The organism is Pseudomonas sp. zbq_18 (assembly GCF_043102245.1).
GTDB lineage: Bacteria > Pseudomonadota > Gammaproteobacteria > Pseudomonadales > Pseudomonadaceae > Aquipseudomonas.
Window position 1 is genome coordinate 366,044 of the sequence record NZ_JBICIT010000013.1, and the last position, 25,123, is coordinate 391,166.

General features: G+C 64.9%; 24 protein-coding genes. 11 read left to right on the top strand and 13 right to left on the bottom strand.

Annotated elements, in window-relative coordinates; translation table 11 throughout:
- Positions 1–327: 327 nt before the first annotated feature.
- Positions 328–1,911, bottom strand: a complete 1,584-nt coding sequence (locus tag ACF8C6_RS11300) for a peptide chain release factor 3 (protein WP_392499362.1) — start codon at positions 1,909–1,911, stop codon at positions 328–330.
- A gap of 574 nt (positions 1,912–2,485) precedes the next feature.
- Here ACF8C6_RS11300 and ACF8C6_RS11305 point away from each other — a divergent pair.
- The 4 genes from ACF8C6_RS11305 (at position 2,486) to ACF8C6_RS11320 (ending at position 6,121) form a co-directional block, all read left to right on the top strand.
- Positions 2,486–3,649, top strand: coding sequence for a type III PLP-dependent enzyme (locus tag ACF8C6_RS11305; RefSeq protein WP_392499363.1), 1,164 nt, complete (start codon positions 2,486–2,488; stop codon positions 3,647–3,649).
- A 137-nt stretch (positions 3,650–3,786) separates the two neighbouring features.
- A complete protein-coding gene (locus tag ACF8C6_RS11310) occupies positions 3,787–4,533 on the top strand; it encodes a 5-oxoprolinase subunit PxpA (RefSeq protein WP_392499364.1) in 747 nt (248 codons plus the stop codon).
- Positions 4,530–5,204 (top strand): 5-oxoprolinase subunit PxpB, encoded by a 675-nt coding sequence (pxpB, locus tag ACF8C6_RS11315; protein ID WP_392499365.1) that lies wholly within the window; start codon positions 4,530–4,532, stop codon positions 5,202–5,204. The genes ACF8C6_RS11310 and pxpB overlap by 4 nt, the downstream gene beginning before the upstream one ends.
- Positions 5,201–6,121 carry a biotin-dependent carboxyltransferase family protein gene (locus ACF8C6_RS11320; RefSeq protein ID WP_392499366.1) on the top strand — a complete coding sequence of 307 codons (921 nt, stop codon included), beginning with the start codon at positions 5,201–5,203 and terminating at the stop codon, positions 6,119–6,121. The genes pxpB and ACF8C6_RS11320 overlap by 4 nt, the downstream gene beginning before the upstream one ends.
- Positions 6,122–6,210: 89 nt before the next feature.
- On the opposite strand, the gene ACF8C6_RS11325 is transcribed toward ACF8C6_RS11320, so the two are convergent.
- Positions 6,211–6,489, bottom strand: coding sequence for a hypothetical protein (locus ACF8C6_RS11325; RefSeq protein ID WP_392499368.1), 279 nt, complete (start codon positions 6,487–6,489; stop codon positions 6,211–6,213).
- A 357-nt stretch (positions 6,490–6,846) separates the two neighbouring features.
- Here ACF8C6_RS11325 and ACF8C6_RS11330 point away from each other — a divergent pair, with 357 nt between their 5' ends.
- Positions 6,847–7,986 (top strand): ABC transporter substrate-binding protein, encoded by a 1,140-nt coding sequence (locus ACF8C6_RS11330; RefSeq protein WP_392499369.1) that lies wholly within the window; start codon positions 6,847–6,849, stop codon positions 7,984–7,986.
- Between the two features lie 5 nt (positions 7,987–7,991).
- Here ACF8C6_RS11330 and ACF8C6_RS11335 read toward each other — a convergent pair whose 3' ends face one another.
- From ACF8C6_RS11335 to ACF8C6_RS11365, 7 genes are all read right to left on the bottom strand, one after another.
- Positions 7,992–8,963, bottom strand: a complete 972-nt coding sequence (locus tag ACF8C6_RS11335) for a peptide ABC transporter ATP-binding protein (protein WP_392499370.1) — start codon at positions 8,961–8,963, stop codon at positions 7,992–7,994.
- Complete coding sequence (locus ACF8C6_RS11340) at positions 8,963–9,937, bottom strand: ABC transporter ATP-binding protein (protein WP_392499371.1); 975 nt, start codon at positions 9,935–9,937, stop codon at positions 8,963–8,965. The genes ACF8C6_RS11335 and ACF8C6_RS11340 overlap by 1 nt, the downstream gene beginning before the upstream one ends.
- A 132-nt stretch (positions 9,938–10,069) precedes the next feature.
- Positions 10,070–10,975, bottom strand: coding sequence for an ABC transporter permease subunit (locus ACF8C6_RS11345; RefSeq protein ID WP_392499373.1), 906 nt, complete (start codon positions 10,973–10,975; stop codon positions 10,070–10,072).
- Between the two features lie 226 nt (positions 10,976–11,201).
- Positions 11,202–12,212: an ABC transporter permease subunit gene (locus ACF8C6_RS11350; protein ID WP_392499374.1), complete on the bottom strand. Its 1,011-nt coding sequence runs from the start codon at positions 12,210–12,212 to the stop codon at positions 11,202–11,204.
- 78 nt (positions 12,213–12,290) lie between these two features.
- Positions 12,291–13,874 carry an ABC transporter substrate-binding protein gene (locus ACF8C6_RS11355; RefSeq protein WP_392499376.1) on the bottom strand — a complete coding sequence of 528 codons (1,584 nt, stop codon included), beginning with the start codon at positions 13,872–13,874 and terminating at the stop codon, positions 12,291–12,293.
- Between the two features lie 139 nt (positions 13,875–14,013).
- Positions 14,014–15,615 carry an ABC transporter substrate-binding protein gene (locus ACF8C6_RS11360; RefSeq protein WP_392499377.1) on the bottom strand — a complete coding sequence of 534 codons (1,602 nt, stop codon included), beginning with the start codon at positions 15,613–15,615 and terminating at the stop codon, positions 14,014–14,016.
- A 214-nt stretch (positions 15,616–15,829) separates the two neighbouring features.
- Complete coding sequence (locus ACF8C6_RS11365) at positions 15,830–16,543, bottom strand: SIMPL domain-containing protein (RefSeq protein ID WP_392499378.1); 714 nt, start codon at positions 16,541–16,543, stop codon at positions 15,830–15,832.
- A 355-nt stretch (positions 16,544–16,898) separates the two neighbouring features.
- Between ACF8C6_RS11365 and ACF8C6_RS11370 the strand changes: the two genes are divergently transcribed.
- From ACF8C6_RS11370 to ACF8C6_RS11395, 6 genes are all read left to right on the top strand, one after another.
- A complete protein-coding gene (locus ACF8C6_RS11370) occupies positions 16,899–18,158 on the top strand; it encodes an ATP-binding protein (protein ID WP_277689244.1) in 1,260 nt (419 codons plus the stop codon).
- Positions 18,151–18,711, top strand: coding sequence for a response regulator transcription factor (locus tag ACF8C6_RS11375; protein WP_277689136.1), 561 nt, complete (start codon positions 18,151–18,153; stop codon positions 18,709–18,711). The genes ACF8C6_RS11370 and ACF8C6_RS11375 overlap by 8 nt, the downstream gene beginning before the upstream one ends.
- A 95-nt stretch (positions 18,712–18,806) precedes the next feature.
- Positions 18,807–19,748 (top strand): AEC family transporter, encoded by a 942-nt coding sequence (locus ACF8C6_RS11380; RefSeq protein ID WP_392499379.1) that lies wholly within the window; start codon positions 18,807–18,809, stop codon positions 19,746–19,748.
- Positions 19,749–19,904: 156 nt separating this feature from the next.
- Entirely contained in the window at positions 19,905–20,879 is a 975-nt protein-coding gene (locus tag ACF8C6_RS11385; RefSeq protein WP_392499380.1) for a M23 family metallopeptidase, read from the top strand.
- Complete coding sequence (locus ACF8C6_RS11390; protein ID WP_392499381.1) at positions 20,872–21,219, top strand: hypothetical protein; 348 nt, start codon at positions 20,872–20,874, stop codon at positions 21,217–21,219. Before ACF8C6_RS11385 ends, ACF8C6_RS11390 begins: the two co-directional genes overlap by 8 nt.
- A 21-nt stretch (positions 21,220–21,240) precedes the next feature.
- On the top strand, positions 21,241–21,675 hold the full coding sequence (locus ACF8C6_RS11395) for a polymer-forming cytoskeletal protein (protein ID WP_277689140.1): 435 nt from the start codon (positions 21,241–21,243) through the stop codon (positions 21,673–21,675).
- A 13-nt stretch (positions 21,676–21,688) separates the two neighbouring features.
- Here the strand turns inward: ACF8C6_RS11395 and ACF8C6_RS11400 are convergent, their stop codons facing one another.
- The 4 genes from ACF8C6_RS11400 to gatB form a co-directional block, all read right to left on the bottom strand.
- The gene (locus tag ACF8C6_RS11400) at positions 21,689–22,072 is read right to left on the bottom strand and encodes a carboxymuconolactone decarboxylase family protein (RefSeq protein WP_392499383.1); all 384 of its coding nucleotides are present in this window, start codon (positions 22,070–22,072) and stop codon (positions 21,689–21,691) included.
- A gap of 12 nt (positions 22,073–22,084) precedes the next feature.
- Positions 22,085–23,170: a calcium/sodium antiporter gene (locus tag ACF8C6_RS11405; RefSeq protein ID WP_392499384.1), complete on the bottom strand. Its 1,086-nt coding sequence runs from the start codon at positions 23,168–23,170 to the stop codon at positions 22,085–22,087.
- Positions 23,171–23,245: 75 nt separating this feature from the next.
- Complete coding sequence (locus ACF8C6_RS11410; RefSeq protein ID WP_392499385.1) at positions 23,246–23,617, bottom strand: septal ring lytic transglycosylase RlpA family protein; 372 nt, start codon at positions 23,615–23,617, stop codon at positions 23,246–23,248.
- A gap of 57 nt (positions 23,618–23,674) precedes the next feature.
- Complete coding sequence (gene gatB / locus ACF8C6_RS11415) at positions 23,675–25,123, bottom strand: Asp-tRNA(Asn)/Glu-tRNA(Gln) amidotransferase subunit GatB (protein ID WP_392499386.1); 1,449 nt, start codon at positions 25,121–25,123, stop codon at positions 23,675–23,677.

Below are 25,123 nucleotides of genomic sequence, written 5' to 3' on the forward strand. Positions count from 1 at the left end.
CAATCGCGACTGAAGTCGCTCCCACAGAAGCTAAATATGACGAGGCTCCAGAGCTGTAGTCTGGGGCGGACCGTGTAGGTTGGGTTGAGCGCAGCGAAGCCCAACAGCTGGTCACGTTGGGCTTCGTCGCTTTACTCCTCAGCCCAACCTACAGATTGAAGTCGCTCCCACAGAGCGGCTTCAGCCGCGATGCTTGGCAGCGCAGTGTGTTGGGCTTCGCTGCGCTCAGCCTACGCGGCCCGACCCAACCTACGGACTCACCGAGGGCCGGGCGCAAAAAAGGGCGCGGTCCTTGCGGAGCGCGCCCTTTGCGTTTTGCTGGAGCTGTCAGTGGTGTTCGCGGGTGGCGCGGAATTTCACGTCCGGCCAGCGCTCTTCCATCAGGCTCAGGTTGACGCGGGTCGGCGCCAGGTAGGTGAGATGGCCACCGCCGTCCACGGCCAGGTTTTCGAAAGCCTTGTCCTTGAACTCCTTGAGCTTCTTCTCGTCGCTGCACTCGATCCAGCGCGCCGACCAGACGTTGATCGCCTCGTAGGCGCACTCGACCTTGTATTCCTCCTTGAGGCGGCTGGCGACCACATCGAACTGCAGCACACCGACGGCGCCGAGGATGATGTCGTTGTTGCGCTCGGGGAAGAACACCTGGGTCGCGCCTTCCTCGGCCAGCTCCTGCAGGCCCTGGCGCAGCTGCTTGGACTTCAGCGGGTCCTTCAGGCGCACGCGGCGGAACAGTTCCGGGGCGAAGTGCGGGATGCCGGTGAAGCCCAGGCTCTCGCCTTCGGTGAAGGTGTCGCCGATCTGGATGGTGCCGTGGTTGTGCAGGCCGATGATGTCGCCGGCGTAGGCCTCTTCCAGCTGCTCGCGCTCGCTGGAGAAGAAGGTCAGGGCGTCGCCGACGCGCACGTCCTTGCCCAGGCGTGCGTGGCGCATTTTCATGCCCTGGCTGTACTTGCCCGAGCAGATGCGCATAAAGGCGATGCGGTCGCGGTGTTTCGGGTCCATGTTCGCCTGGATCTTGAACACGAAGCCGCTGAACTTCTCTTCCTCCGGCTCCACGCTGCGCTCGTTAGCCACACGGGCCAGCGGTTTGGGCGCCCAGTCGACCACGGCGTCGAGCACGTGATCCACGCCGAAGTTGCCCAGGGCGGTGCCGAAGAACACCGGGGTCATCTCGCCCTTGAGGAAGGCGTCCGGCTCGAACTCGTGGCAGGCGCCCTGCACCAGCTCCAGCTCCTCGACGAAGCGTTCGTACATGTCGCCCAGGTGAGCGCGGGCCTCATCGGAGTCGAGGTTCTGGATGATCTTGGCTTCGGTGCGCTCGTGGCCGTGACCGGGGGTGTAGACGATGATGTAGTCGCCGGTCAGGTGGTAGACGCCCTTGAAGTCCTTGTAGCAGCCGATCGGCCAGGTGATCGGCGCGGCCCTGATCTTCAGTACCGCTTCGATTTCGTCGAGCAGTTCGATGGGGTCGCGGATGTCGCGGTCGAGCTTGTTGATGAAGCTGACGATGGGCGTGTCGCGCAGGCGGCACACATCCATCAGGGCGATGGTGCGCGGTTCCACACCCTTACCGCCGTCGAGCACCATCAGCGCCGAGTCCACCGCGGTCAGGGTGCGGTAGGTATCTTCCGAGAAGTCTTCGTGGCCGGGGGTGTCGAGCAGGTTGATGATGTGCTCGCGGTAGGGGAACTGCATCACCGAGGTGGTGATGGAGATGCCGCGCTGCTTCTCCATTTCCATCCAGTCGGACGTGGCATGGCGGTCGGATTTACGCGACTTCACCGTACCGGCGACCTCGATCGCCTTGCCCATCAGCAGCAGCTTCTCGGTGATGGTGGTCTTACCGGCGTCGGGGTGGGAGATGATCGCAAACGTGCGGCGTTTGGCGACTTCTTTGGCCTGGATGCTCATGCGGGGAACCTGTCGACGGACTCGTCGGAGTGTCAAAAAAGGCGGCGATTATACCGATAAAGGAGAGGCCTGCGGCGGCCGGCCGGCGAGCCGCGTCAATGCTGGTTTTGTGCAGCATTTCGGACGTTTTGTTTGGGATAAAAAACAATCAATCGGACAAGCGACAATCGAGTGTAAAACTGCGGCAATTTTTGATTGCTAACAGGGTTTCTTGGTCCTAAAGTTCGCGCCCGAACGTCCATGCTGGCAACGATCCATCCGGCTCAAGTACTGACGACGAGAGACTCGGAGAGCCTTGCAGAACCACCCTGGCGTTGTTGCTCCGCCTTGCCGTAGTCAATCTACTGTCGGCGGCGAAGCGCCTAGCCATGATGATTCTGCAAGGCTCTCCGGTGCTGCAGCTGTAACGAGCAGCGACTCGGCGACATGCCTTGGGAAGTAGGCGAACCAAAGTGGGGAAACTGATCAGACGTTCCGGCCTTCCACGGCCACCCCCGACGGGCAATTGAACCTGTGGCTGGTTCAGCTGCCCGAATAACAGTGTTCCTGGTTTTGCCCAAAGGGAGTCCCACGCATGTCGATCAAGGTCGAAGACTATTTCGCACCCGAAACTTTCAAGCGCATGAAGGCGCTTGCCGATCAGAAGGAAACCCCCTTCGTGGTGATCGACAAGCAGACCATCGCCGATGCCTATGATCAGCTGGTCAATTGCTTTCCGTTCGCCAAGATCTACTACGCGGTGAAGGCCAACCCGGCCATCGAGATCACCGAGCTGCTGCGCGACAAAGGCTCCAGCTTCGACATCGCCTCGATCTACGAGCTGGACAAGGTGATGAGCGCCGGCGTCGGCCCGGAGCGTATCAGCTACGGCAACACCATCAAGAAAGCCCGCGACATCCGCTACTTCTACGAGAAGGGCGTGCGCCTGTTCTCCACCGACTCGGAAGCCGACCTGCGCAACATCGCCAAGGCCGCGCCGGGCTCGAAGATCTACGTGCGCATCCTCACCGAGGGTTCCACTTCCGCCGACTGGCCGCTGAGTCGCAAGTTCGGCTGCAACCCGGACATGGCCCTGGACCTGCTGGTGCTGGCCAAGCAGCTGGGCCTGGAGCCCTACGGCATCTCCTTCCATGTGGGCAGCCAGCAGCGCGACATCGACGTGTGGGATGCCGCCATTGCCAAGGTCAAGGTGATCTTCGAGCGCCTCAAGGAAGAAGACGGCATCACCCTGAAGATGATCAACATGGGCGGCGGTTTCCCGGCCAACTACATCCAGCGCACCAATGACCTGGAAACCTACGCCGAGGAAATCACCCGCTTCCTCAAGGAAGATTTCGGCGACGAACTGCCGGAAATCATCCTGGAGCCGGGGCGTTCGCTGATCGCCAACGCCGGCATCCTGGTTAGCGAAGTCGTGCTGGTGGCGCGCAAGTCGCGTACCGCCGTCGAGCGCTGGGTGTACACCGACGTGGGCAAGTTCAGCGGCCTGATCGAAACCATGGACGAGGCCATCAAGTTCCCCATCTGGACCGAGAAGAAGGGCGAGGTGGAAGAGGTGGTGATCGCCGGCCCGACCTGCGACAGCGCCGACATCATGTACGAGAACTACAAGTACGGCCTGCCGCTCAACCTGTCCGCCGAAGACCGCCTGTACTGGCTGTCCACCGGCGCCTATACCACCAGCTACAGCGCGGTGGAGTTCAACGGCTTCCCGCCGCTGAAGGCCTTCTATATCTGAGTGCTTGCGCTTGCAGACAAACCCCGCTTCGGCGGGGTTTTGTTTGTGTGGGAGGGGCCTTGGCCGCGAACCTCTGCAGCCCTTCTTGTCGCCTCCTACGGCTTTCCCATCATCCGGCAGGGCTTTAAGCTGCTGGCATGAAGACACGTATCCTCCTCAACTGCGACATGGGCGAAAGCTACGGCGCCTGGCGCATGGGCGACGACGAGCACGCCATGCCGCTGGTCGACCAGGCTAACCTGGCCTGCGGCTTCCACGCCGGTGACCCGCTGATCATGCAGCGCAGTGTGCTACTGGCGCGGCAACACGGCGTGGCTATCGGCGCCCATCCGTCCTATCCCGACCTGCAGGGCTTCGGCCGCCGCCATCTGAGCTGCACGCCGGAGGAGGTCAGCGCCCTGGTGCTGTACCAGCTCGGCGCGCTGGACGCCTTCTGCCGCGCCGCCGGCACCCAGGTCGCCTACGTCAAGCCGCACGGCGCGCTGTACAACGACCTGGTACGCGACGATGCCTTGCTGATTGCCGTGCTGAGCGCCTGCGCCCGCTACCGCGAAGGGCTGCCGCTGATGGTGCTGGCCCTGGCCGACAATGCCCGCGAGCGGCGCCTGGCCGAGGCGGCCGGCGTGCCGCTGCTGTTCGAGGCCTTCGCCGACCGCGCCTACCAGGCCGATGGCCGGCTGGCGCCGCGGCGCCTGGCTGGTGCCGTGCATCATGAGCCCGCACGGATTCTCGACCAGGCGCTGGCCATCGCCCGTGGCGAAGCTTTCGCCGATATCGACGGCAAGCCGCTGCAGTTGTGTGCCGACAGTCTTTGCGTGCATGGCGACAACGCCGAGTCGCTGGCGGTACTGCGGCGGCTGCGAGCCCAGCTGGACGCCCTGTGATCCGCTTCGAGCCGGCTGGCGCCGAGGCACTTTTGCTGGTGCTGGCCGAGCAGCCGGATGCCGGCTTGCCGCTGCGTATCGCCCGGTTGGCCGAGCGTATCCGCGCTGAGCTGGGGCCGCTGCTGACCGATCTGGTGCCGGGGTGGACCAGCCTGCTGCTGCACTATGACCTGCAGCGAACCGACCATCTGGCCCTGGCCGAGCGCCTGGCGCCGCTGCTGCAGCAGTGGCAGCAGGCCGATGAGACGAGCGCTGCCGGTGCCCTGCACGAGATTCCGGTGTGGTATGCCGGCGCCGATTTGGACGAGGTCGCGCGGCGTTGTGGCCTGACGGTCGAGCGGGTGATCGAGTTGCACGGCGCGGTGGAGTATCGGGTCGGTGCTATTGGCTTCGCGCCGGGCTTCGCCTACCTGGGCGAGCTGCCCGAAGCACTGGCGCTGCCGCGCCGGGCGACGCCACGTACCCAGGTGCCAGCCGGCAGCCTGGCGATTGCCGAACGGCAGACGGCCATCTATCCGCAGGCCTCTCCCGGTGGCTGGCACCTGCTGGGGCTGTGCCCTTGGCGTCTGTTTGATGCCGGGCGCAATCCACCCTGCCCGCTGGCGTTGGGGGATCGGGTACGTTTCGTGGCGGTGGACGAGCGGGGTTACCGACGGGAATTGGCCCTTTGAGTGCTCTGCGTGTGGTCAAGCCGGGGCCGCTGAGCCTGCTGCAGGATGCCGGGCGCACGGGTTGGCAGCACCTGGGCGTATCGCCCAGTGGTCCGTTGGACTGGCATGCCGCGGCCTGGGCCAATCGTCTGCTGGGTAATGCCTGGGGAACCTGTGTACTGGAAATGGCCCTGGGAGGCCTACAGTTCGAGGCTGAGGGCGAACTCTGGCTGGCCGTGAGCGGGGCCGATTTGCCGGTGAGTCTGGATGGCAGGCCGGTGATGAACTGGTCGCGCTTTCGTGTGCGTGCCGGGCAGCATTTGCAGTTTGGCTATGCGCCTAGTGGCCAGCGTGCCTACCTCGCGGCGGCAGGCGGCTTCCGCGCGCCCCGGGTGCTGGGCAGTGTCGCCACCCAGGCGCGTGAGGGGCTCGGCGGTTTACAAGGCCGAGGCGAGGCACTGCAAGTGGGGGATCTGCTGGTCGCGGATAGTGGCAATTTCTCGCGTGGCGCCAGCGTGCCCTGGTGTTACCGGCCGGATTATCAGGCCGTTGCATCGCTGCGGGTGATGACCGGGGGGGATGCCGCAGCATTCGCGCCGGAGCAGCTAAAGGCCTTTTTCACTCAGCATTGGCGGCTCGAGCCGCAAAGTGACCGCATGGGCGCACGGCTGCACGGCGAGCCATTGCAGGCACCGCAGCGCGAGTGGTCGCTGGGTGTGGTGCGCGGTTGCATTCAGGTGCCGCCAGATGGGCAGCCGATCATCCTGCAGGCGGATCATCAGACCATGGGCGGCTACCCGATCCTGGGTTGGTTGCACCCGTTGGATCAGTGGCGTCTGGCGCAGTGTAGGCCGCGGCAGAGCCTGAGCTTTACCCTGGTCGGTGTCGGTGATGTGCAGCGTGACCTGCGCGAGTTCTACCGTTTCTTTGGCCGCTGAGCCGGACATGCCGAAGACGCCATGAGGGCGCCTTCGGCGGGAGCGCAATCAGCTGCATTGTTGCCTGTGCCTTGACTGTGTGGGAGCGCTCAGCCGATTTGGCTGGCGCCAGTGCGGTCGAAGCCGTCTTCGGCGACCTTGATACCAGTGCGGTCGGAGCCGTCTTCGGCAACCTTGATGCCGGTGCGGTCGAAGCCGTCCTCAGCGACCTTGATGCCAGTGCGGTCGAAGCCGTCTTCGGCGACCTTGATACCAGTACGATCAAAACCGTCCTCGGCAATGGTGCGGTCGTATCCGTCTTCGGCCAAGCTCAGGCCGCTGAGGGTGACGGTGGAGATGAACAGGGCGGCGAGAATTTGCTTTTTCATGATGGGGGCTCCTTATTGGGCTGGAATCTAACTACGGGGCCCATGTTAATTAGATAAATTCGATAGAAAATTTGAAGCTGGCAATGGTGTTAATCGATGCTGTTGATAGTTTGTCTGGCCCAGTATTATCTAGGGGGGCGGGGTTTTAGTAAGGCTTGAAAAGCCGCTTCTCGTGTAAGTTTGCTCAAGGCTCCATGATCAATAAATTAGATTTTTTCGTGCGCATCTCGCGTGAGTCTTGCCGCCAGCAACGCTAAGCTGGAGCACAGTGCTCGCCGCTGGTGTCAGCCCGCTGCTTTGCCAGGGACGTAGATAAGAGAAGGGCCTCCACTGATGAGTCCAGTTGGGATGTCGAAGATGTTGCGGCAGTTGTTGTGCGGTTTCTCTGTTTCTGTCTGCCTGCTGTTCTGCACTTCGCTGCGTGCCGAGGAGGGCGTTTCAGTCGGTGAGGTGCGCCTGGGCATGGTCAATGCCCAAAGCGGGCCCGCAGCCGGATTGGGGCGTGGTGTTCGCGCCGGGGTCGAAGCGTATTTCCACAAGATCAATGTCGCCGGCGGTGTGCACGGTCGGAAACTGACCTTGTCGCTGCGCGACGACGGCTACGAGCCACAGAACACCGCCAGGCTGAGTCAGGAGTTGATTGACTCCGGTGAAGTATTTGCGCTGCTCGGTTTTGTCGGCACCCCGACCTCGCGCGCGGCCATGCCCGGCGTCCTGGCGGCGCGCGTGCCTTATCTGTTTCCGTTCACTGGAGCCAAGGTGTTGCGCGAGCCGGTGCATCGCTGGGTGTTCAATGTGCGGGCCTCCTATTTCGATGAGATCGAAGCATTGGTGGCCGGGATCACCGACGATCTTGGTTTTCAGCGCGTCGCCTTGCTGATGCAGGACGACTCCTTTGGCGAGACGGTCAAGAGTGGGTTGGCGGGTGCGCTGCACAAGCGCGATCTGACGGTCAGTGCCGAGCAGCGTTTCCTGCGCAATTCATTGGAGGTCGGTCCGGCGCTACAGGCCCTGCGCGCGTCGCAGCCGCAAGCGATCTTCTTCGTGGGGACCTACAGGCAGATGGCGGCTGCGGTGCGCCAGGCCCGGGAACTGGATATGCCGGCACGCTTCTTTAGCGTGTCCTTCGTCGGTACCGAGGATTTCATTGCCGAGGCGGGGGCTGCCGGCGAGGGCGTGTACATCTCTCAGGTGGTGCCTTCACCCCATGACGCATCGTTGCCGCTGGTGCGCGAATATCAGGCGGCCATGGGGCGCGTGCCAAGAGGCTATGCCTCGCTGGAAGGCTATATAGATGCTGCGGTGCTGGTCGAGGCTTTGCGCCGTAGCGGGCCACAGCCAACGCGCGCCCGCCTCGTTGAGGTGCTGGAGTCGCTGGATGTCGATCTGGGCGGGTTTCGTGTGGCGTTCGCCCCTGGCGATCATCAAGGATCGGACGCCGTCTACCTCACGCGAGTCGAAGGCGGTCGCGCAGTGCCGGTGCAGCAGATGCGCTAAGCCTGTTAAAGGGCGATGTCCTCTGCGTGGTGACAGGCCACCTGGCGGGCATCGAGCAGGCGCAGTTCGGGCACTTCGCTGTGGCAGCGTTCGCTGGCATACGGGCAACGTTTGTGGAAGGCGCAGCCGGGCGGCGGATCGAGTGGGTTGGGTAGCTCGCCGGCGATCTTGATCTTCGGTTTGGCCGGGTCCGGGTGGATGGCCGGCGTGGCCGAGAGCAGGGCGCGGGTGTAGGGGTGCAGCGGCCGCTGGTAGATCAGGTCGGCGGGGCCCATCTCGGCCGGGCGACCGAGGTACATCACCAGTACGTCGTCGGCGACATGGCGCACTACCGAGAGGTTGTGCGAGATGAACACGTAGCCGGTCTGGTACTGCTCCTGCAGGTCCATGAAGAGGTTGAGCACCTGGGCCTGGATCGACACATCGAGCGCCGAGGTTGGCTCGTCCGCCACCAGCACCTTGGGTTGCAGCATCATGGCGCGGGCCAGGGCGATACGCTGGCGCTGGCCGCCGGAGAACATGTGCGGGTAGCGCTGGGCATGTTCGGGGCGCAGGCCGACCTGCTGCATCATCGCCTGCACCTTTTCCCGCCGTTCGTTGCGCGACAGCCCCGTGTTGATCAGCAGCGGTTCGGCCAGCTGGTCGCCGATCTTCTGCCGTGGGTTGAGCGAGGCGTAGGGGTTCTGGAACACCATCTGCACATCGCGGCGCAGCTGCTTGCGTTGGCGCTTGTCCGCGCCGGCAACGTCCTGCCCGGCGATCTGCAGACTACCGGCGCTGGGCTCCTCGATCAGGGTCAGAGCGCGGGCCAGGGTCGACTTGCCGCAGCCGGACTCGCCGACCACCGCCAGGGTCTTGCCGGCTTGCAGGCTGAAGGACACGCCGTTCAGTGCGCGCACCACGGCGCTGGGCTTGAACAGGCCGCGGGAAATTTCGTAGTGCCGGGTCAGGTCGCGGGCTTCGAGTACGTTGCTCATCAGGCCACCTCCGCGTTGAGATTCAGGGGGTAGAAGCAACGCACCGCGCCGCGCTCGTGCGGCTCCAGCGCCGGGCGCTGTTCGCGACAATGCGGCTGGGCATAGGGGCAGCGTGGCGCCAACAGGCATCCGGCGGGGCGGTCGTAGCGACCAGGCACGATACCGGGCAGGGTGGCCAGGCGTTCGGCGCCCAGGCTGTGCTCGGGGATGGCTTTTAACAACGCCTCGGTATAGGGGTGGGTGGGGGCGTCGAACAGCTGCGGCACGCTGCCGATCTCCACCGCTTGCCCGGCGTACATCACGCACACGCGCTGGGCAGTTTCGGCGACCACGGCCAGGTCGTGGGTGATCAGCACCAGGCCCATGCCTTCGTCACGCTGCAGATCGAGCAGCAGGTCCATGATCTGCGCCTGGATGGTCACGTCCAGCGCGGTGGTCGGTTCGTCGGCGATCAGCAGCTTGGGCTCGGCGGCGATAGCCATGGCAATCGCCACGCGCTGGCTCATGCCGCCGGAGAGCTGGTGCGGGTAGGCGTCGAGGCGGCTGGCGGCGGCGGGGATCTCCACCCGCTCCAGCAGCTGCAGGGCGCGCACACGGGCGGCCTTGCCCTTGAGGCCAAGGTGCTGGCGCAGCACTTCCTCGATCTGCATGCCCACGGTGTAGCTGGGGTTGAGCGCAGTCATGGGGTCCTGGAACACCATGGCCAGGTCCTTGCCGACCACCGTCCGGCGCTGCCGGCCCTTGAGCGTGAGCATGTCGTGACCGTCGAAGCGCAGGCTGTCGGCGCTGACCCGGCCGGGAGCGTCGATCAGGCCCATCAGCGCCATCATGGTCACCGACTTGCCGGAGCCGGACTCGCCGACGATGGCCAGTACTTCGCCCTTGCCCACGGCCAGGTCGAGGCTGTCGACCACCGGCACGGCATCGGCGGCGCCGAAGCGCACGGAGAGGTTGCGGATGTCGAGCAGGCTCATGGGCGGTGCTCCTGCCGCGGTGCGTTGCACCAGGTGACTAGCGGCAGCTGTAGCCCGGACTTCAGTCCGGGAGCGCTGGTCGGGTTGTCCCGGACTGAAGTCCGGGCTACTGGGTTTCGCATGGCGGGCTCCTTACTGCGCATTCTTCAGTTTTGGGTCGAGCGCATCGCGCAGCCCGTCGCCCATCAGGTTGATCGCCAGCACGCTGAGCAGAATGGTCAGGCCCGGTAGCGAGACCACCCACCAGGCACGCTCGATGTAGTCGCGCGCGGAGGCCAGCATGGTGCCCCACTCGGGAGTCGGCGGTTGTACGCCCAGGCCGAGGAAACCCAGGGCGGCGGCGTCGAGAATGGCCGAGGAGAAGCTCAATGTGGCCTGCACGATTAGCGGCGCCATGCAGTTGGGCAGCACGGTGATGAACATCAGGCGCATTCTTCCTGCGCCGGCTAACTGCGCGGCGGTGACGTAGTCGCGGCCCAGCTCGCTCATCACCGCGGCGCGGGTCAGGCGCACGTAGGAGGGCAGCGAGACGATGGCGATGGCGATCACCGTGTTGATCAGCCCGGGGCCGAGGATGGCGACGATGGCCACGGCCAGCAGCAGCGAGGGCAGGGCCAGCATGATGTCCATCAGGCGCATGATCGAAGGGCCGAGCAGGTTCGGATAGAACCCGGCGACCAGGCCGAGGAGGATGCCCGGCAGCAGCGACATGACCACCGAGGCCAGGCCGATCAGCAGCGACAGCCGCGCACCGTGGATCAGGCGCGAGAGGATGTCGCGGCCGACTTCGTCGGTGCCCAGCAGGAAGCGCGCCTGGCCGCCTTCCAACCAGGCCGGCGGCGTAAGCAGGGCGTCGCGGAACTGCTCGCTGGGGTCGAAGGGCGCGACCCAGGGCGCGAACAGCGCGCAGAACACGATCAGCAGCATGAACAGCAGGCCGCCGACGGCGCCCTTGTTGTGGGCGAAGGCCTGCCAGAACTCCTTGAGCGGCGAGGGGTAGAGCAGGCTTTGGTCGATCGGGGTGGTCGAAGCCGTCATAGCGCACCTCGTCCGTTGGACTTCGCTGCGCTCAACCTGCGTGGCCCGACCCAATCGACGGGGTGGCCGTCTCCTTGTGGGAGCGGCTTTAGCCGCGATGCGATGTGTGTGCTGACAATCGCGGCTGAAGCCGCTCCCACGTGATGCAAGGAGCTTAGTGGCGTGTCGATGCTCAGGTACTTCGGCCTGGAACGATCCCATAGCAAGCAATTCATCGGCATGCTCCTCAGCGCTGGTGGCGGATGCGTGGATTGACCAGGCCGTAGAGGATGTCCACGACGAAGTTGACCAGGATCACCAGGCAGGCGATCAGCAGGATGCCGTTCTGCACCACCGGGTAGTCGCGGGCGCCGATGGCCTCGATCAGCCATTTGCCGATGCCTGGCCAGGAGAAGATGGTCTCGGTCAGCACTGCGCCGGACAGCAGGGCGCCGACCTGCAGGCCGAACACGGTGAGCACCGGGATCAGCGCATTGCGCAGGCCGTGGACGAACACCACGCGGGCGGGGGAGAGGCCCTTGGCACGGGCGGTACGGATGTAGTCCTCGCGCAGCACTTCGAGCATGGCCGAGCGGGTCATCCGGGCGATCACCGCCAGGGGAATGGTACCCAGCACGATGGCCGGCAGGATCAGGTGCATCAGCGCATCGGCAAACGCGCCTTCTTCTTCGCTGAGCAGGCTGTCGATCAGCATGAAGCCGGTTCTCGGTTCGATGTCGTAGAGCAGGTCGATACGCCCGGACACCGGGGTCCAGCCCAGGTACACGGAAAAGAACATGATCAGCAGCAGGCCCCACCAGAAGATCGGCATGGAGTAGCCGGTCAGCGAGAGGCCCATGACCCCGTGGTCGAACAGCGAGCCGCGCTTGAGCGCGGCGACCACCCCGGCGATGACCCCCAGGGTGCCGGCGAACAGCAGCGCGGCCAGGGCCAGCTCCAGGGTGGCGGGGAACAGGGTGAGGAATTCGTCCCACACCCCTTCGCGGGTGCGCAGCGACTGGCCCAGGTCGCCCTGGGCGAGCTGGCCGATGTAGTTCAGGTATTGCACCGGTAGCGGCTGATCCAGGCCCAGGCGGTGCATGGCTTCGGCGTGCATTTCGGGGTCGACCCGGCGCTCACCCATCATGACTTCCACGGGGTCGCCGGGAATCAGGCGGATCAGGGCGAAGGTCAGCAGGGTGACGCCGAAGAAGGTGGGGATCAGCAGCCCCAGGCGTCTGGCTATGAACGACAGCATTGCGTGGTGGTACTCCGCATCATCAGGTCGGTGCCCTTGTGGGGCTGATGGTTATAGGGGCAAATCGTGCTCTTGGGTTCACTTCACTCTGCGCACCTGGGCGAAATTGTTCGAGCCCATGGGGTTGAGGATGAAACCTTCGACATCCTTGTTCAGCACGGCGAACTGCTTGGGATGGGCCAGGGGAATCCAGGGAGCCTGCTCGTGGAAGATCGCCAGGGCCTCGCGGTACAGGGCGGCGCGGCGTTCGGGCTGGGTCAGCCGGCGGGCCTCACGCACCAGCAGGTCGAACTCCTTGTGACACCAGCCGGCCTGGTTATCACCGGACTCGGCGGCGGCGCAGGACAGGTTGGGCGTAAGGAAGTTGTCCGGGTCACCGTTGTCGCCGGCCCAGCCCATGAAGACGAGGTCGTGCTCGCCGTTCTTGGCGCGCTTGATCAGCTCGCCCCACTCGAACACGCGGATTTCGCTCTGAATGCCGATGGCGGCCAGGTCGGCCTGCAGCATCTGCGCGCCGATCCCCGGGTTGGGGTTGGTCGGGCCGCCGCCGGGGCGGGTCCAGATCGACAGTTTCAGACCCTGGGCATGACCGGCATCGCTCAGCAGCTGGCGTGCGCGAGCCGGGTCCAGCGGCCAGGGCTGCTGGCCCTGGTCGAAGCCAGGCAGGGTGGCCGGATAAGGCGCCACGGCCAGGCTGGCATTGCCCTCGCCGTACTGGGCGCGCAGGTAGGCCTGGCGGTCGAAGGCCAGATTGATGGCCTGGCGCACGCGCACGTCGTCCAGCGGCTTGTGCCGGGTGTTGAGGGCCACGTAGGCGGTGAGCAGCGAGTCCAGCTCCAGCACCTTGAGCCCGGGCTCCTGGCGCAGTGCCGGGATATCCGTCGGGCGCGGGTGCAGGGCGATCTGGCAGACGCCGGCCTTGAGTTGCTGCAGGCGGGTGTTGGGGTCGGGGGTGATTGCCAGGATGAGCTTGTCGATCTCCGGCTTGCCGGCCCAGTAGGTCGGGTGGGCGGTGAAACGCACCTGGGCATCCTTGGCATAGCGCTGGAAGACGAAGGGCCCGGTGCCGATGGGCTGGATGTTGAGCTTGTCCGGCGTGCCGGCGGCGAGCAGCTGCCCGGCGTACTCGGCGGAATAGAGGGAGGTGAAGCCCATGGCCAGGTCGGCCAGGAAGGGGGCTTCGGGGTGTTTCAGGGTGAAGCGCACGCGATAGTCGTCGAGCTTTTCGACCTTGTCGATCAGCTCGCCGAAGCTCATCGCCTCGAAATAGGGAAAGCCGCGCGGCGACAGCGCGTGCCAGGGATGCTGCTTGTCCAGCTGGCGCTGGAAGCTCCACAGCACGTCATCGGCATTGAAGTCGCGAGTGGGCTTGAACCAGGGCGTCTGGTGAAACTGCACGCCGCGGCGCAGCTCGAAGGTGTAGCGCAGGCCGTCGTCGCTGATCTCCCAGCGCTCGGCCAGGGCCGGTACCAGGCGGGTGCTGCCGGGCGCGAACTGCACCAGGCGCTCGTACACCGTTTCCGCCGACGCGTCGGCGGTGGTGGCGGCAGTGTACTGGGCGATGTCGAAGCCCTCCGGGCTGGCCTCGCTGCAGACCACCAGGGACTGCGCGTGGGCGTAGAAGGGGAGACAAAGGACGAGGGAGAGCAGGTCTCGACGCATCGGGGGTCCTTAGGGCGGTGAGCCTGTAGCCGGATGCAATCCGGGGGAGTGCTTCCCGGATTGCATCCGTGCTACTCGCTGCGCATGAGTGCGTCCTTCTGTGGCGGAGCCGGGCGGCGCATGCCGCCCGGTGGCCGGCTTACTTGCCGACGCCCACGCCATAGAAGGAGTTGAGTGCGAACGGGCTGATCTTGAAGTCCTGCACGTTCTTGCGCATCGGCTGGTACACGGTGGAGTGGGCGATCGGGGTGATCGGCACCTGCTCCTTGAGGATGACCTGGGCCTGCCTGTACAGCTGGGTGCGCTCGGCCACGTCGGTGGTGCGCTTGGCGGCCTTGATCAGCTTGTCGTAGTCCTCGTAGCACCACTTGGAGAAGTTGTTGCCATCGACCGCATCGCAGCCGTACAGGGTGCCCAGCCAGTTGTCCGGGTCGCCGTTGTCGCCGCTCCAGCCGATCAGCATGGCGTCATGCTCGCCGGCCTTGGAGCGCTTGAGGTACTCGCCCCACTCGTAGGTGACGATCTTGGCCTTGATGCCGACCTTGGCCCAGTCGGCCTGCAGCATCTCGGCCATCAGCTTGGCGTTGGGGTTGTACGGGCGCTGCACCGGCATGGCCCACAGGGTGATTTCGGTGCCCTCGGCGACGCCAGCGGCCTTGAGCAGTTCCCTGGCTTTTTCCGGGTTGTAGCCGGCGTCCTTGATGCTGTCGTTGTAGGACCACTGGGTCGGCGGCATGCCGTTGACGGCCAGCTGGCCGGCGCTCTGGTAAACGGCGTCGATGATCGCCTGCTTGTTCACCGCCATGTCCAGCGCCTGGCGCACTTGCAGCTTGTCCAGCGGGGCGTGGGTCACGTTGTAGGCGATGTAGCCGTCGTTGAAGCCCGGCTGCGAGGGCATGACGATGTTCGGGTCCTTGGCCAGCGCGTCGAGGTCGGCTGGACGCGGGTTGAGGGTGATGTGGCATTCGCCGGCCTTGAGCTTCTGCATGCGCACCGAGGCGTCGGTGTTGATGGCGAAGATCAGGTTATCGACCTTCACATCATCCGGCTTCCAGTAGTTCTGGTTGCCGGTGAAGCGGATCTGCGCGTCCTTCTGGTAGCGCTTGAACACGAACGGGCCGGTGCCGATCGGCTTCTGGTTGATGTCGGCGGCCTTGCCGGCCTTGAGCAACTGGTCGGCGTACTCGGCGGAGTGGATCGAGGCGAAGCTCATCGCCAGGTTCTGGATAAAGGCGGCGTCCACCTCGTTGAGGGTGAAGCGCACGGTCAGGTCGTCGAGCTTTTCGAGCTTGGCGATGTTGGCATCCATGCCCATGTCGGTGAAATAGGGGAACTCGGAGGGGTAGGCCTTGCGGAAGGGGTGCTCCTTGTCGAGCATGCGGCCGAAGGTGAACAGCACGTCGTCGGCGTTGAACTCGCGGCTCGGCTTGAAGTAATCGGTGCTGTGGAACTTCACGCCCGGGCGCAGGTGGAAGGTGTAGGTCAGACCATCCGGGGTGACCTCCCACTTCTCGGCCAGGCCGGGGATCACGGCGGTGCCGCCGCGCTCGAACTGGGTCAGGCGATTGAAGACGGTCTCGGCTGCGGCATCGAAGTCGGTGCCGGTGGTGTACAGGCCCGGGTCGAACCCGGCGGGGCTGCCTTCGGAGCAGAACACCAGGCTGCTGGCGGCGCTGGCGAGGGGCGCGCTGGCGATCAGCCCAGCGGCGAGGAGAGCCTGGATAACGGCGTTCTTACGCATGTCGACCTCATGTTTGTTGTGGTTGTCATCGTGAGGGGTGCCTTGTGAGCACCTTGCGTGAAGCTATGCAGGGCATGTGCCTGTCGCAAGCCTGGAGCGTCGGTCAGTTTAGTAGTTGTGATGAAGTTGTAAGCGCGTGTCGCAATCTCGACAGGATCGGTCGGTTGCGCAACAGGTGGCACCGCGCTTGCGGCGGTGACACCTGTCCGTTCGGTCAGGGCAGCTGCACTTCGATGGTGCCGTCGGCGCTCAGCTGGATGCGGCTGGTGCCGGCCTCGATCTGCGGAGCCGCCTCGCTCTTGCTGAAACTGCCGCGGTCCATGGCCATGGCGCGCATCGGCATCACCGGCTGGAATCCGCCACCGTTGAGGGCCAGGTTGACCACCTTGTAGCTCTTGCCGCCCATGGCTTCGGTGGCGAGTTGGGCACGGGCCTTGAAGGCTTCGACTGCTTGCTTGATCAGTGCGTCCTCGCTGGTCTTGCGGGTGTCTTCGGCCACGGCGAAGCTCATGTCGGCCATCTTCAGCTCGCCGAGCAGATCGGCGGACAGCTGCGACAGGCGGGCGAACTCGGCGCTTTCCAGGCGCAGTTCGGCACGCTCGCGCCAGGCGCCGATCTTGCGGCCTTCGTCCTCGTACACCGGGTAGCTCTGCCGGCTGCCCAGGCTGACCTTCACGCCCTGCACCTTGCGCGCCTGCTCGATGGCGGCATTGAGGGTTTTGCTCACACCAGCGGCCAGCTCGGCCGGGTCGTCGCTTTGCGCTTCGGTGTAGAGGGTGACGACCATGCGGTCGTGGGCCACTTCCTGGCTGACTTCGGCGCGCAGCGACACCTGGTTGTAGTGGGGCTCGTCGGCCAGGGCCGGCAGGCTGGCGAACGTGGCCAGGCCGAGGGCAAAGGTGGCGGCGAGGCGGTTGAATGGGGGCATGGGGACTCCTTGCGGGTGGTTGTCCTGGTAGTTGACGAAACGATCAGACTGTTCGGGTTAACGGCGGTTCGCAGGATTTGTGCGGCGTTTGTTTCAGACCCTGTGTTCTGAGGATGGCACTGAGCGGTACGCCGTTTCATCCGAACGGTGTTATCCGGGAGTCCATCGCGGCTAAAGCCGCTCCCACAAAAACCGGATATGCCCCGTGGGAGCGGCTTCAGCCGCGATTTAACAGATCCGCGGGTGGCAGTTGCTACCGCCCCCTATTGAGGCTGGCAGCCTGTGCGTCCGGTTGCCGCAGGCAGGCGGCTGCCCCGGCCCTCTGGTTATACTCGCGGGCATGCCAACGACCTCTATCTATGCCCCGGTGCAATTACTGTCCGCCAGCCGGCAGAACCTCTGGCGCCTGACCCTTATCCGCCTGCTGGTCCTGGCTGCCCAGGCCGGCTCGGTGGGTATCGCCTATCTGTCCGGTATGGTGCCGCTGCCCTGGCTGGCGCTGTGCGTGACCCTCGCCGTGTCGTTGGCCTTGTGCCTGTTCACCGCCCTGCGCCTGCGCGGGCCGTGGCCGGTGACCGAGCTGGAATACACCATCCAGCTGGCCTGCGACCTGGTGATCCACAGCGTGCTGCTGTACTACTCGGGCGGGCCGGCCAACCCCTTCGTGTCCTATTACCTGGTGCCGCTGACCATCGCCGCGGCGACCCTGCCCTGGCTGCACACCATGGCGCTCTGTGGCCTGGGCCTGGCCGGCTACACGGTACTGCTGTTCTGGCCGCATCCGCTGGATATCCCGCTGGGGCAGCGCGAGTCGCTGCTGATCTACGGTATGTGGCTGTCGGTGGCGATGGCGGCGGTGCTGATCACCTTCTTCGCCGCCAAGATGGCCGGTGCGCTACGTCGCCAGGATGAGTTGCTGGCGCTGCGCCGCGAAGAGGGTATGCGCGACCAGCAACTGCTGGCCGTGGCCACCCAGGCCGCCGGCGCCGCCCATGAGCTGGGCACGCCGCTGGCGACCATGAGCGTGCTGCTCAAGGAGCTGCGCCAGGAATATCGCGACAAGCCGGTGTTGCAGGACGATCTGGCGCTGCTCCAGGAGCAGGTCAAGCTGTGTAAGGAAACCCTGCAGCAACTGGTGCGCGCCGCCGAGGCCGACCGCCGTCAGGCGGTATTCGAGCAGACCGCCGTGCAATGGCTGGAGAGCACCCTCAATCGCTGGCACCTGATGCGCCCCGAGGCCACCTACCGTTTCCAGTGCCTGGGTTCCGGCGCGGTGCCGCGCCTGTTGCCGCCGGCCGACCTGACCCAGGCGCTGCTCAACCTGCTGAACAACGCCGCCGATGCCTGCCCGGACAAGCTGGATATCCGCCTGGACTGGGACGAGGACTGGATCAACCTGAGCATCCGCGATCTGGGGGCCGGAGTGCCACTGGCCATTGCGGAACAGCTTGGCAAACCCTTCTTTACCACCAAGGGCAAGGGGTTCGGCCTCGGCCTGTTCCTCAGCCAGGCCAGCGTGACGCGGGCCGGCGGTTCGGTGAAACTCTACAACCACGAAGAAGGCGGCACGCTGACGGAACTGCGGCTGCCCCGGCTTGGAGATGAGCATGTCTGACGAACTACTGCACGAACAGGAAGAGCAGCCGCACCTGCTGCTGGTGGACGACGATCCCACCTTCACCCGAGTGATGGCGCGCGCGATGGATCGTCGCGGTCTGCGCGTGAGCGTGGCCAACTCGGCGGAAGAGGGGTTGGCCCTGGCCAAGGAGGACCTGCCGGACTACGCCGTGCTCGATCTGAAAATGGAGGGCGATTCCGGCCTGGTGCTGCTGCCCAAGCTGCTGGAGCTGGATGCCGAAATGCGTGTGGTGATTCTCACCGGTTACTCCAGCATCGCCACCGCCGTGGAAGCGATCAAGCGTGGCGCCACCAATTACCTGTGCAAGCCGGCCGATGCCGACGACGTGCTGACCGCGCTGCTCTCCGAGCATGCCGACCTGGAAACCCTGGTGCCGGAAAACCCGATGTCGGTGGACCGCCTGCAATGGGAGCACATCCAGCGCGTGCTGGCCGAGCACGAGGGCAATATCTCCGCCACCGCGCGAGCGCTCGGCATGCACCGGCGCACCCTGCAGCGCAAACTGCAGAAGCGCCCGGTCAGGCGCTGAGCGCACCACCCCGACCTAAGTCGAAAGCCTGGCGAAAGGTTTTTTCCGCATTCGGCGAGTATCATTAGCCCCCTAATCAAATACGTGGGGCCACTATGCTCGCTGTCGTTCAGCAGACCCTTGCCGTCACTGCGCCGGTCTTCGCCATGCTGTTTGTCGGCGTGGCGCTCAAGCGTCTGGGCTGGATCGACACGCGCTTCATCGACACCGCGTCCAGCCTGGTGTTCAAGGGCACCATGCCGGTCATGCTGTTTCTCGCCATCCTGCATGCCGACCTGCAGGCTGCACTGCAGCCGGCGCTGCTTGGCTACTTCCTGCTGGCGACCATCTTCACCTTCCTGTTGGCCTGGGGCTGGGCCATCCTGCGGGTGCCGCGCCCGGAGCGCGGCGTCTACACCCAGGGTGCGTTTCGCGGCAACAACGGCATCCTCGGCCTGGCCCTGGCTACCAGCCTGTATGGCGACTATGGCCTGTCGGTCGGCGGCGTGCTCGGTGGCGTGGTGATCCTGGCCTACAACACCCTGTCGGCCATCGTCCTGGCGGTCTATAGCCGTGAGGCCAAGGCCGACCTGCGCAGCATTCTCAGGAGCATCCTGACCAACCCGCTGATCATCGGCGTGGTGACTGCCATTCCCTTCGCTTACTGGCAGGTCAAGCTGCCGGCCTGGCTGCTTACCTCGGGCGACTACTTCGCCAGCATGACCCTGCCGCTGGCGCTGATCTGCATCGGTGGCACGCTGTCGCTGGCGGCCCTGCGCGAGGGCAGTAGCCTGGCCCTGAGTGCCAGCCTGATGAAGATGGTCTGGCTGCCGTTGCTGGCTACCCTGGGGGCCTTCCTGTGCGGCTTTCGCAATGCTGAGCTGGGCATCCTGTTCCTCTATTTCGCCAGCCCCACGGCGGCGGCCAGTTTCGTCATGGCCAAGGCCAGCGGCGGCAACCACGTGTTGGCCAGCACCATCATCGTCATCACCACGCTGATGGCGGTGCTGACCATCAATATCGGTCTGCTGGTGCTGCAGTGGGGCGGCTGGATCTGAGCCTGAGGTGAACTGGGTGCCGGCAAACCAACGCCGGTTAATTGTCATAATCGCCCAGCAGGCCGCAGAAACGATCTTCGATTTACGGCAAATTCCCGTGCGCCATTCGACGGGCTGCCTCACTAGGCAGACCGAACTGTTTTCCGGGAAGCCACTATGAAGTTCATCTCGCCGTCTAGTCGGTCTCTTACCCGCGACACCATTCGGGTCGTCAACCCGCGCCGCCTGCTACTACCGGGGCTGGCGCTGCTGCTGTTGTGCAATATCGGTGCGTTTGCCGGTGGCGTCTGGCTGGGGCAGGGCCTTGGCGCGCCTGAGGTCCATGCGGATGGCGCGGTAAGTGCTGCGGCGCCAGCCGAGGAGCGCTTTGCCCTGGCCCGCGTGGGTGAGCTGGTGGGTCGCCTGCGTTCCCTGGAAGCGGATGCTTTGCTGCTGCGCCGCATGCTGATCGAGCACAAGAGCCTGAGCGAACAGGTCTCCGCGCTCGATCCGGCATTGATACCTGAGCTGGCGCCGGCCATTCCCGTAGGCGGCAAGGGGGGGGTGCTGTTGCCGCCGCGCGGCTGTGCCGCGGCCAGTCTGCCGCGAGACAGCCAGTCCCTGGAAGACCTGCGGCGCAGCGAGACAACTGCCCGTTGCCTGCGTGGTGCGCTCGATCATCTGCTGGAGCGGGTCGCCAACCGTAATGCGGCGCTGATGGCGATTCCCTCGCATCGCCCGGTGGAGGGTGCACGCCTGGGCTCATCCTTCGGCAATCGTGTCGATCCGTTCAACAAGCGTCTGGCTTTCCACTCCGGCCTGGATTTCTCTGTGGCGAGCGGCACTCGGGTGCTGGCTGCCGCCGGTGGGCGGGTGCGCTCCGCGCGATGGCACAACGGTTACGGCAAGCTGCTGGAAATCGACCACGGCAATGGTCTGGTCACCCGCTACGCGCACCTGTCGCGTTTCTATGTGAAGGCCGGGGATGTGGTCACTCCGGGCCAGCGCATCGCAGCGGTCGGATCCACCGGGCGCTCTACCGGGCCGCACCTGCATTTCGAAGTGATGCGCCATGGCCGTTTCGTCGACCCGCAGCGTTTCCTGGCACTGGCTGACATGCCTTACGACAGCGATGCGCAGGCGCATGACTAAGGCACTGTCGACCCGTGAGCTGTTGCGCGGCGAGCACCGCCTGCAGATTGGGCATGGTCGTGGGCGCTGGCGCAGTGCCTTGCTCTTCCTGCTGTTGCTGGCCTTTCTGGGGCTGGCCTTCAGTCTGCACCTGCGCCAGGACAGTGAGCAGCTGCGGCGCCTGGAGGCTGTGCAGGAGGAAAACCGGCAACTCAAGGCTCGCCTGGCGCAACTCGACATGCAGCAGCGCGAGGCCGTGGGCATTCAGCAGCAGCTGGTGCGGCGCAATGGCGACCTGGCGGCGCAAGTGAAAAAACTGAAAACCGATCTGGCGTTCTTCCGGAAGCAGCAAGAGCGTTAATCACCATCCGGGAGTTTAGGGATGTTCAACAGCAAGAAAGCGGCACCGCGGGTGTCCGTCGACAAATTTTCCAGTCTGATTTCCGACAACCTGGCGCTGAATGGCGATCTGGAGTTCGAGGGCGGTCTCAAGGTCAGCGGCAAGGTGCGCGGCAATGTACGGCACAAACCGGGCACCGCCAGCCTGCTGGCGCTGAGTGCGGGCGGTTGTATCGAAGGTAATGTCAGCAGTCACGATGCGCTGATCGACGGCAGCATCGTCGGCGACCTGGTGGTCGAGCACCTGCTGGAGCTGCATTCCAATGCGCGGGTGCGCGGCAATATCTGTTACCGCCAGCTGAGTATGGAGAACGGTGCCCTGGTGGAGGGCACCTTGACCCGGCTGGACGACCCGGCGCAGCGGCTAGAGCTGCCGAGCCCGGCGCAGAACAGCGAGGCGCTTGCGGGCGAAGTCTGACTTTGCCTGCGGTTTACGCCTGCTCGGCCTGCCAGGCGTCGATCACCTCCTGAGCGGCGCGGAAGGCGTCGATGCAGGCCGGTACGCCGGCGTATACGGCGCAGTGCAGCAGGGCCTCGCGGATCTCCTCCACGCTGCAGCCGTTGTTCAGTGCGCCACGTACATGGCCCTTGAGTTCCTGTGGGCACTTCAGCGCAGTCAGTGCGGCCAGGGTGATCAGGCTGCGGGTCTTGCGTTCCAGCACGCCGCGCGTCCAGACGCCGCCCCAGGCATGTTCGTTGACGAAGTCCTGCAGCGGCTGGGTGAATTCGGTGGCGTTGCCGAGTGCGCGATCGACGAAGGCATCGCCCATCACTTCGCGGCGAACCTGCTCACCCTGTTTGGCATGGTCGGACATGCGGCGTTCTCCTTAGCGTTGTTTGTGCCAGGCGCGGGCACCGATCACCATCAGGGTGATGGCGGTCAGCGGCAGGACGAAGGTCAGCATGGCGTGCTGGAAGGCGTCGAGCCAGGGCGCTTCATTGCTGTTGGCAATCAGGTAGGTGGTGTAGATGGCGTAGTAGACGACGAACAGCGCGCCCTCCCAGCGGTTGATGCTGTAGCCATTGAAGAAGATCGGCAGGCAGGCGATGGCCACGGCGATCATCACCGGGAAGTCGAAGGCCAGGGCGTTGGCGGCGACCGGAATCGCGCTGGGCGCCACCAGCGAGGCGAGGCCCAGGACGCAGAGCAGGTTGAAGAGGTTGCTGCCGACGATGTTGCCCACGGCGATGTCTCGCTCGCCCTTGAACGCAGCCATCACCGAGGTGGCCAGCTCCGGCAACGAGGTGCCGATGGCGACCACGGTCAGGCCGATGACCAGTTCGGACATGCCCAGGGCGCGTGCCAGCTGCACCGCACCTTCAACCAGAAAGTTGGAGCCACTGACCAGCAGCACCAGACCGGCGATCACCAGCCCCAGGTTGATGACCCAGGCATGGGGCTTGGCAGGCTCGCGCAGGCCGTACTCGTCTTCGAACTCGTCGGCGCCTTCGGCTTTCTTCTCGCGGCGGCTGCTGATGATCAGGAAGGCGGTATAGGACACCACGCCAGCGAACAGCAGGGCGCCGTCCAGGCGGCTGAGCTGGCCGTCATAGGCCAGGGCATAGGTCACCAGGCTGGCGCCGATCATGATCGGTACGTCCAGGCGGATCAGCTGGCGCGAGACCAGCAGCGGCGCGACCAGGGCGGTGACACCGAGGATCAGCAGGACGTTGGCGATGTTGCTGCCAATCACGTTGCCAATGGCCAGGTCGCCGCTGCCATTCCAGGCTGCCTGGACGCTGACTGCGGTTTCCGGCGCGCTGGTGCCGAAAGCGACCACGGTGAGGCCGATGATCAGCGGCGGGATGCCGAACTGCGCGGCCAGCTTGGCGGCGCCACGTACCAGCACCTCGGCACCGGCGACCAGCAACACCAGGCCGGCGATCAGGTAGACAAAGGTCATCAGGGTCATGCTGAGGCTCCAAAAAAGTCGGCATAGCTTATTCATTGGCTCCGGCGGCGCCAGCGCCGGGTGTATCGCTTTGTGTCAGTCGGCGAGGGCTTCGATGCGCACGGGGGCTACACCCTGGCGCAGCATGCCCAGCTGCTCGGCAGCACGGCGCGACAGGTCGATGATGCGGCCCTTGGTAAACGGGCCGCGGTCGTTGATGCGTACCGTGACCTGGCGGCCATTGCCCAGGTGGGTGACCTGTACACGTGTGCCGAACGGCAACTGGCGGTGGGCGGCGGTCAGGGCGTTCTGGTCGAAACGCTCACCACTGGCGGTCGGTTTGCCCTGGTGCTTTGCCCCGTACCAGGAGGCCTGGCCTTCGGCGCGGTAGCCGTGAGGATTGATCTGGCCCTGGCTGGCGCAACCGCTCAGCAGCAGGATGGCGAGGGGTAGCAGAACACGGTGCATAAGCATTCCCTGGCGGTAGATGACACAACGCCGGGCAGGCCCGGCGTTGTGTGTGACTCAGGATTCGAGCTTCTTTTTCAGCAGTTCGTTCACCTGACCGGGGTTGGCCTTGCCTTTCGAGGCCTTCATCGCCTGGCCGACGAAGAAGCCGAACATCTTGCCGCGCTTGGCTTCGTCGCTGGCGCGGTATTGCTCGACCTGCTCGGCGTTGGCCGCCAGCACCTCGTCGAGCATCTTCTCGATGGCGCCGGAGTCGGTGACCTGCTTGAGGCCCTTCTTCTCGATCACCTCGTCGGCCGTTGCACCTTCGCCGGCGGCCAGGGCCTCGAACACCATCTTGGCGATCTTGCCGCTGATGGTGTTGTCCTTGATGCGCAGGATCATGCCGCCCAGCTGTTCGGCCGAGACCGGCGACTGCTCGATCTCCAGGCCTTCCTTGTTGAGCAGGCTGGACAGCTCGCCCATCACCCAGTTGGCGGCCAGCTTGGCGTCGCCGCACACGGCATTGACCGCCTCGAAGTAGTCGGCCAGCTCGCGGCTGGCGGCCAGGACGGTAGCGTCGTAGCTGGACAGGCCGAACTGCGCCTCGAAGCGCTCGCGCTTCTGCACCGGCAGCTCCGGCAGGCTGGCGCGCACTTCGTCGAGGAAGCTCTGCTCGATCACCACCGGCAGCAGGTCGGGGCAGGGGAAGTAACGGTAGTCGTTGGCTTCTTCCTTGCTGCGCATGGAGCGGGTCTGGTCCTTGTTCGGGTCGTACAGGCGGGTTTCCTGCACCACCTTGCCGCCGTCCTCGATCAGTTCGATCTGGCGCTGCACTTCATGGTTGATGGCTTTCTCGATGAAGCGGAACGAGTTGACGTTCTTGATTTCGGCGCGGGTGCCGAACTCGGCCTGGCCTTTCGGCCGTACCGAGACGTTGCAGTCGCAGCGCAGCGAGCCTTCGGCCATGTTGCCGTCGCAGATGCCGAGGTAACGCACCAGGGCGTGGATGGCCTTCACATAGGCCACGGCCTCCTTGGCCGAGCGGATGTCCGGCTCGGAGACGATCTCCAGCAGCGGCGTGCCGGCACGGTTCAGGTCGATGCCGCTCATGCCGTGGAAGTCTTCGTGCAGGCTCTTGCCGGCGTCCTCTTCCAGGTGCGCGCGGGTGATGCCGATGCGCTTGGTGGTGCCATCCTCCAGGGTGATGTCCAGGTGGCCCTTGCCGACGATGGGATCGTCCATCTGGCTGGTCTGGTAGCCCTTGGGCAGGTCCGGGTAGAAGTAGTTCTTGCGGGCGAAGACGTTCTTCGGCGCGATATGCGCGTCGATGGCCAGGCCGAACTTGCAGGCCATGCGCACCGCTTCGGCATTCAGCACCGGCAGGGTGCCGGGCATGCCTAGGTCAACCAGGCTGGCCTGGGTGTTGGGCTCGGCGCCGAAGGTGGTGGCGCTGCCGGAGAAGATCTTCGATTGGGTGCTGAGCTGGGCGTGGATTTCCAGCCCGATCACGGTTTCCCATTGCAT

Excerpts from the sequence above, each read along its gene's own strand:
- ACF8C6_RS11335 (WP_392499370.1), bottom strand. The coding sequence starts at position 8,963 with ATGAGCAACGTACTCGAAGCCCGCGACCTGACCCGGCACTACGAAATT.
- ACF8C6_RS11300 (WP_392499362.1), bottom strand. The coding sequence starts at position 1,911 with ATGAGCATCCAGGCCAAAGAAGTCGCCAAACGCCGCACGTTTGCGATC.
- ACF8C6_RS11395 (WP_277689140.1), top strand. The coding sequence starts at position 21,241 with ATGTTCAACAGCAAGAAAGCGGCACCGCGGGTGTCCGTCGACAAATTT.
- ACF8C6_RS11330 (WP_392499369.1), top strand. The coding sequence starts at position 6,847 with ATGTTGCGGCAGTTGTTGTGCGGTTTCTCTGTTTCTGTCTGCCTGCTG.
- ACF8C6_RS11345 (WP_392499373.1), bottom strand. The coding sequence starts at position 10,975 with ATGACGGCTTCGACCACCCCGATCGACCAAAGCCTGCTCTACCCCTCG.
- ACF8C6_RS11390 (WP_392499381.1), top strand. The coding sequence starts at position 20,872 with ATGACTAAGGCACTGTCGACCCGTGAGCTGTTGCGCGGCGAGCACCGC.
- ACF8C6_RS11400 (WP_392499383.1), bottom strand. The coding sequence starts at position 22,072 with ATGTCCGACCATGCCAAACAGGGTGAGCAGGTTCGCCGCGAAGTGATG.
- ACF8C6_RS11305 (WP_392499363.1), top strand. The coding sequence starts at position 2,486 with ATGTCGATCAAGGTCGAAGACTATTTCGCACCCGAAACTTTCAAGCGC.
- ACF8C6_RS11360 (WP_392499377.1), bottom strand. The coding sequence starts at position 15,615 with ATGCGTAAGAACGCCGTTATCCAGGCTCTCCTCGCCGCTGGGCTGATC.
- ACF8C6_RS11340 (WP_392499371.1), bottom strand. The coding sequence starts at position 9,937 with ATGAGCCTGCTCGACATCCGCAACCTCTCCGTGCGCTTCGGCGCCGCC.
- ACF8C6_RS11380 (WP_392499379.1), top strand. The coding sequence starts at position 18,807 with ATGCTCGCTGTCGTTCAGCAGACCCTTGCCGTCACTGCGCCGGTCTTC.
- ACF8C6_RS11350 (WP_392499374.1), bottom strand. The coding sequence starts at position 12,212 with ATGCTGTCGTTCATAGCCAGACGCCTGGGGCTGCTGATCCCCACCTTC.
- ACF8C6_RS11310 (WP_392499364.1), top strand. The coding sequence starts at position 3,787 with ATGAAGACACGTATCCTCCTCAACTGCGACATGGGCGAAAGCTACGGC.
- ACF8C6_RS11375 (WP_277689136.1), top strand. The coding sequence starts at position 18,151 with ATGTCTGACGAACTACTGCACGAACAGGAAGAGCAGCCGCACCTGCTG.
- ACF8C6_RS11365 (WP_392499378.1), bottom strand. The coding sequence starts at position 16,543 with ATGCCCCCATTCAACCGCCTCGCCGCCACCTTTGCCCTCGGCCTGGCC.
- ACF8C6_RS11385 (WP_392499380.1), top strand. The coding sequence starts at position 19,905 with ATGAAGTTCATCTCGCCGTCTAGTCGGTCTCTTACCCGCGACACCATT.
- ACF8C6_RS11325 (WP_392499368.1), bottom strand. The coding sequence starts at position 6,489 with ATGAAAAAGCAAATTCTCGCCGCCCTGTTCATCTCCACCGTCACCCTC.
- ACF8C6_RS11355 (WP_392499376.1), bottom strand. The coding sequence starts at position 13,874 with ATGCGTCGAGACCTGCTCTCCCTCGTCCTTTGTCTCCCCTTCTACGCC.
- gatB (WP_392499386.1), bottom strand. The coding sequence starts at position 25,123 with ATGCAATGGGAAACCGTGATCGGGCTGGAAATCCACGCCCAGCTCAGC.
- ACF8C6_RS11405 (WP_392499384.1), bottom strand. The coding sequence starts at position 23,170 with ATGACCCTGATGACCTTTGTCTACCTGATCGCCGGCCTGGTGTTGCTG.
- ACF8C6_RS11410 (WP_392499385.1), bottom strand. The coding sequence starts at position 23,617 with ATGCACCGTGTTCTGCTACCCCTCGCCATCCTGCTGCTGAGCGGTTGC.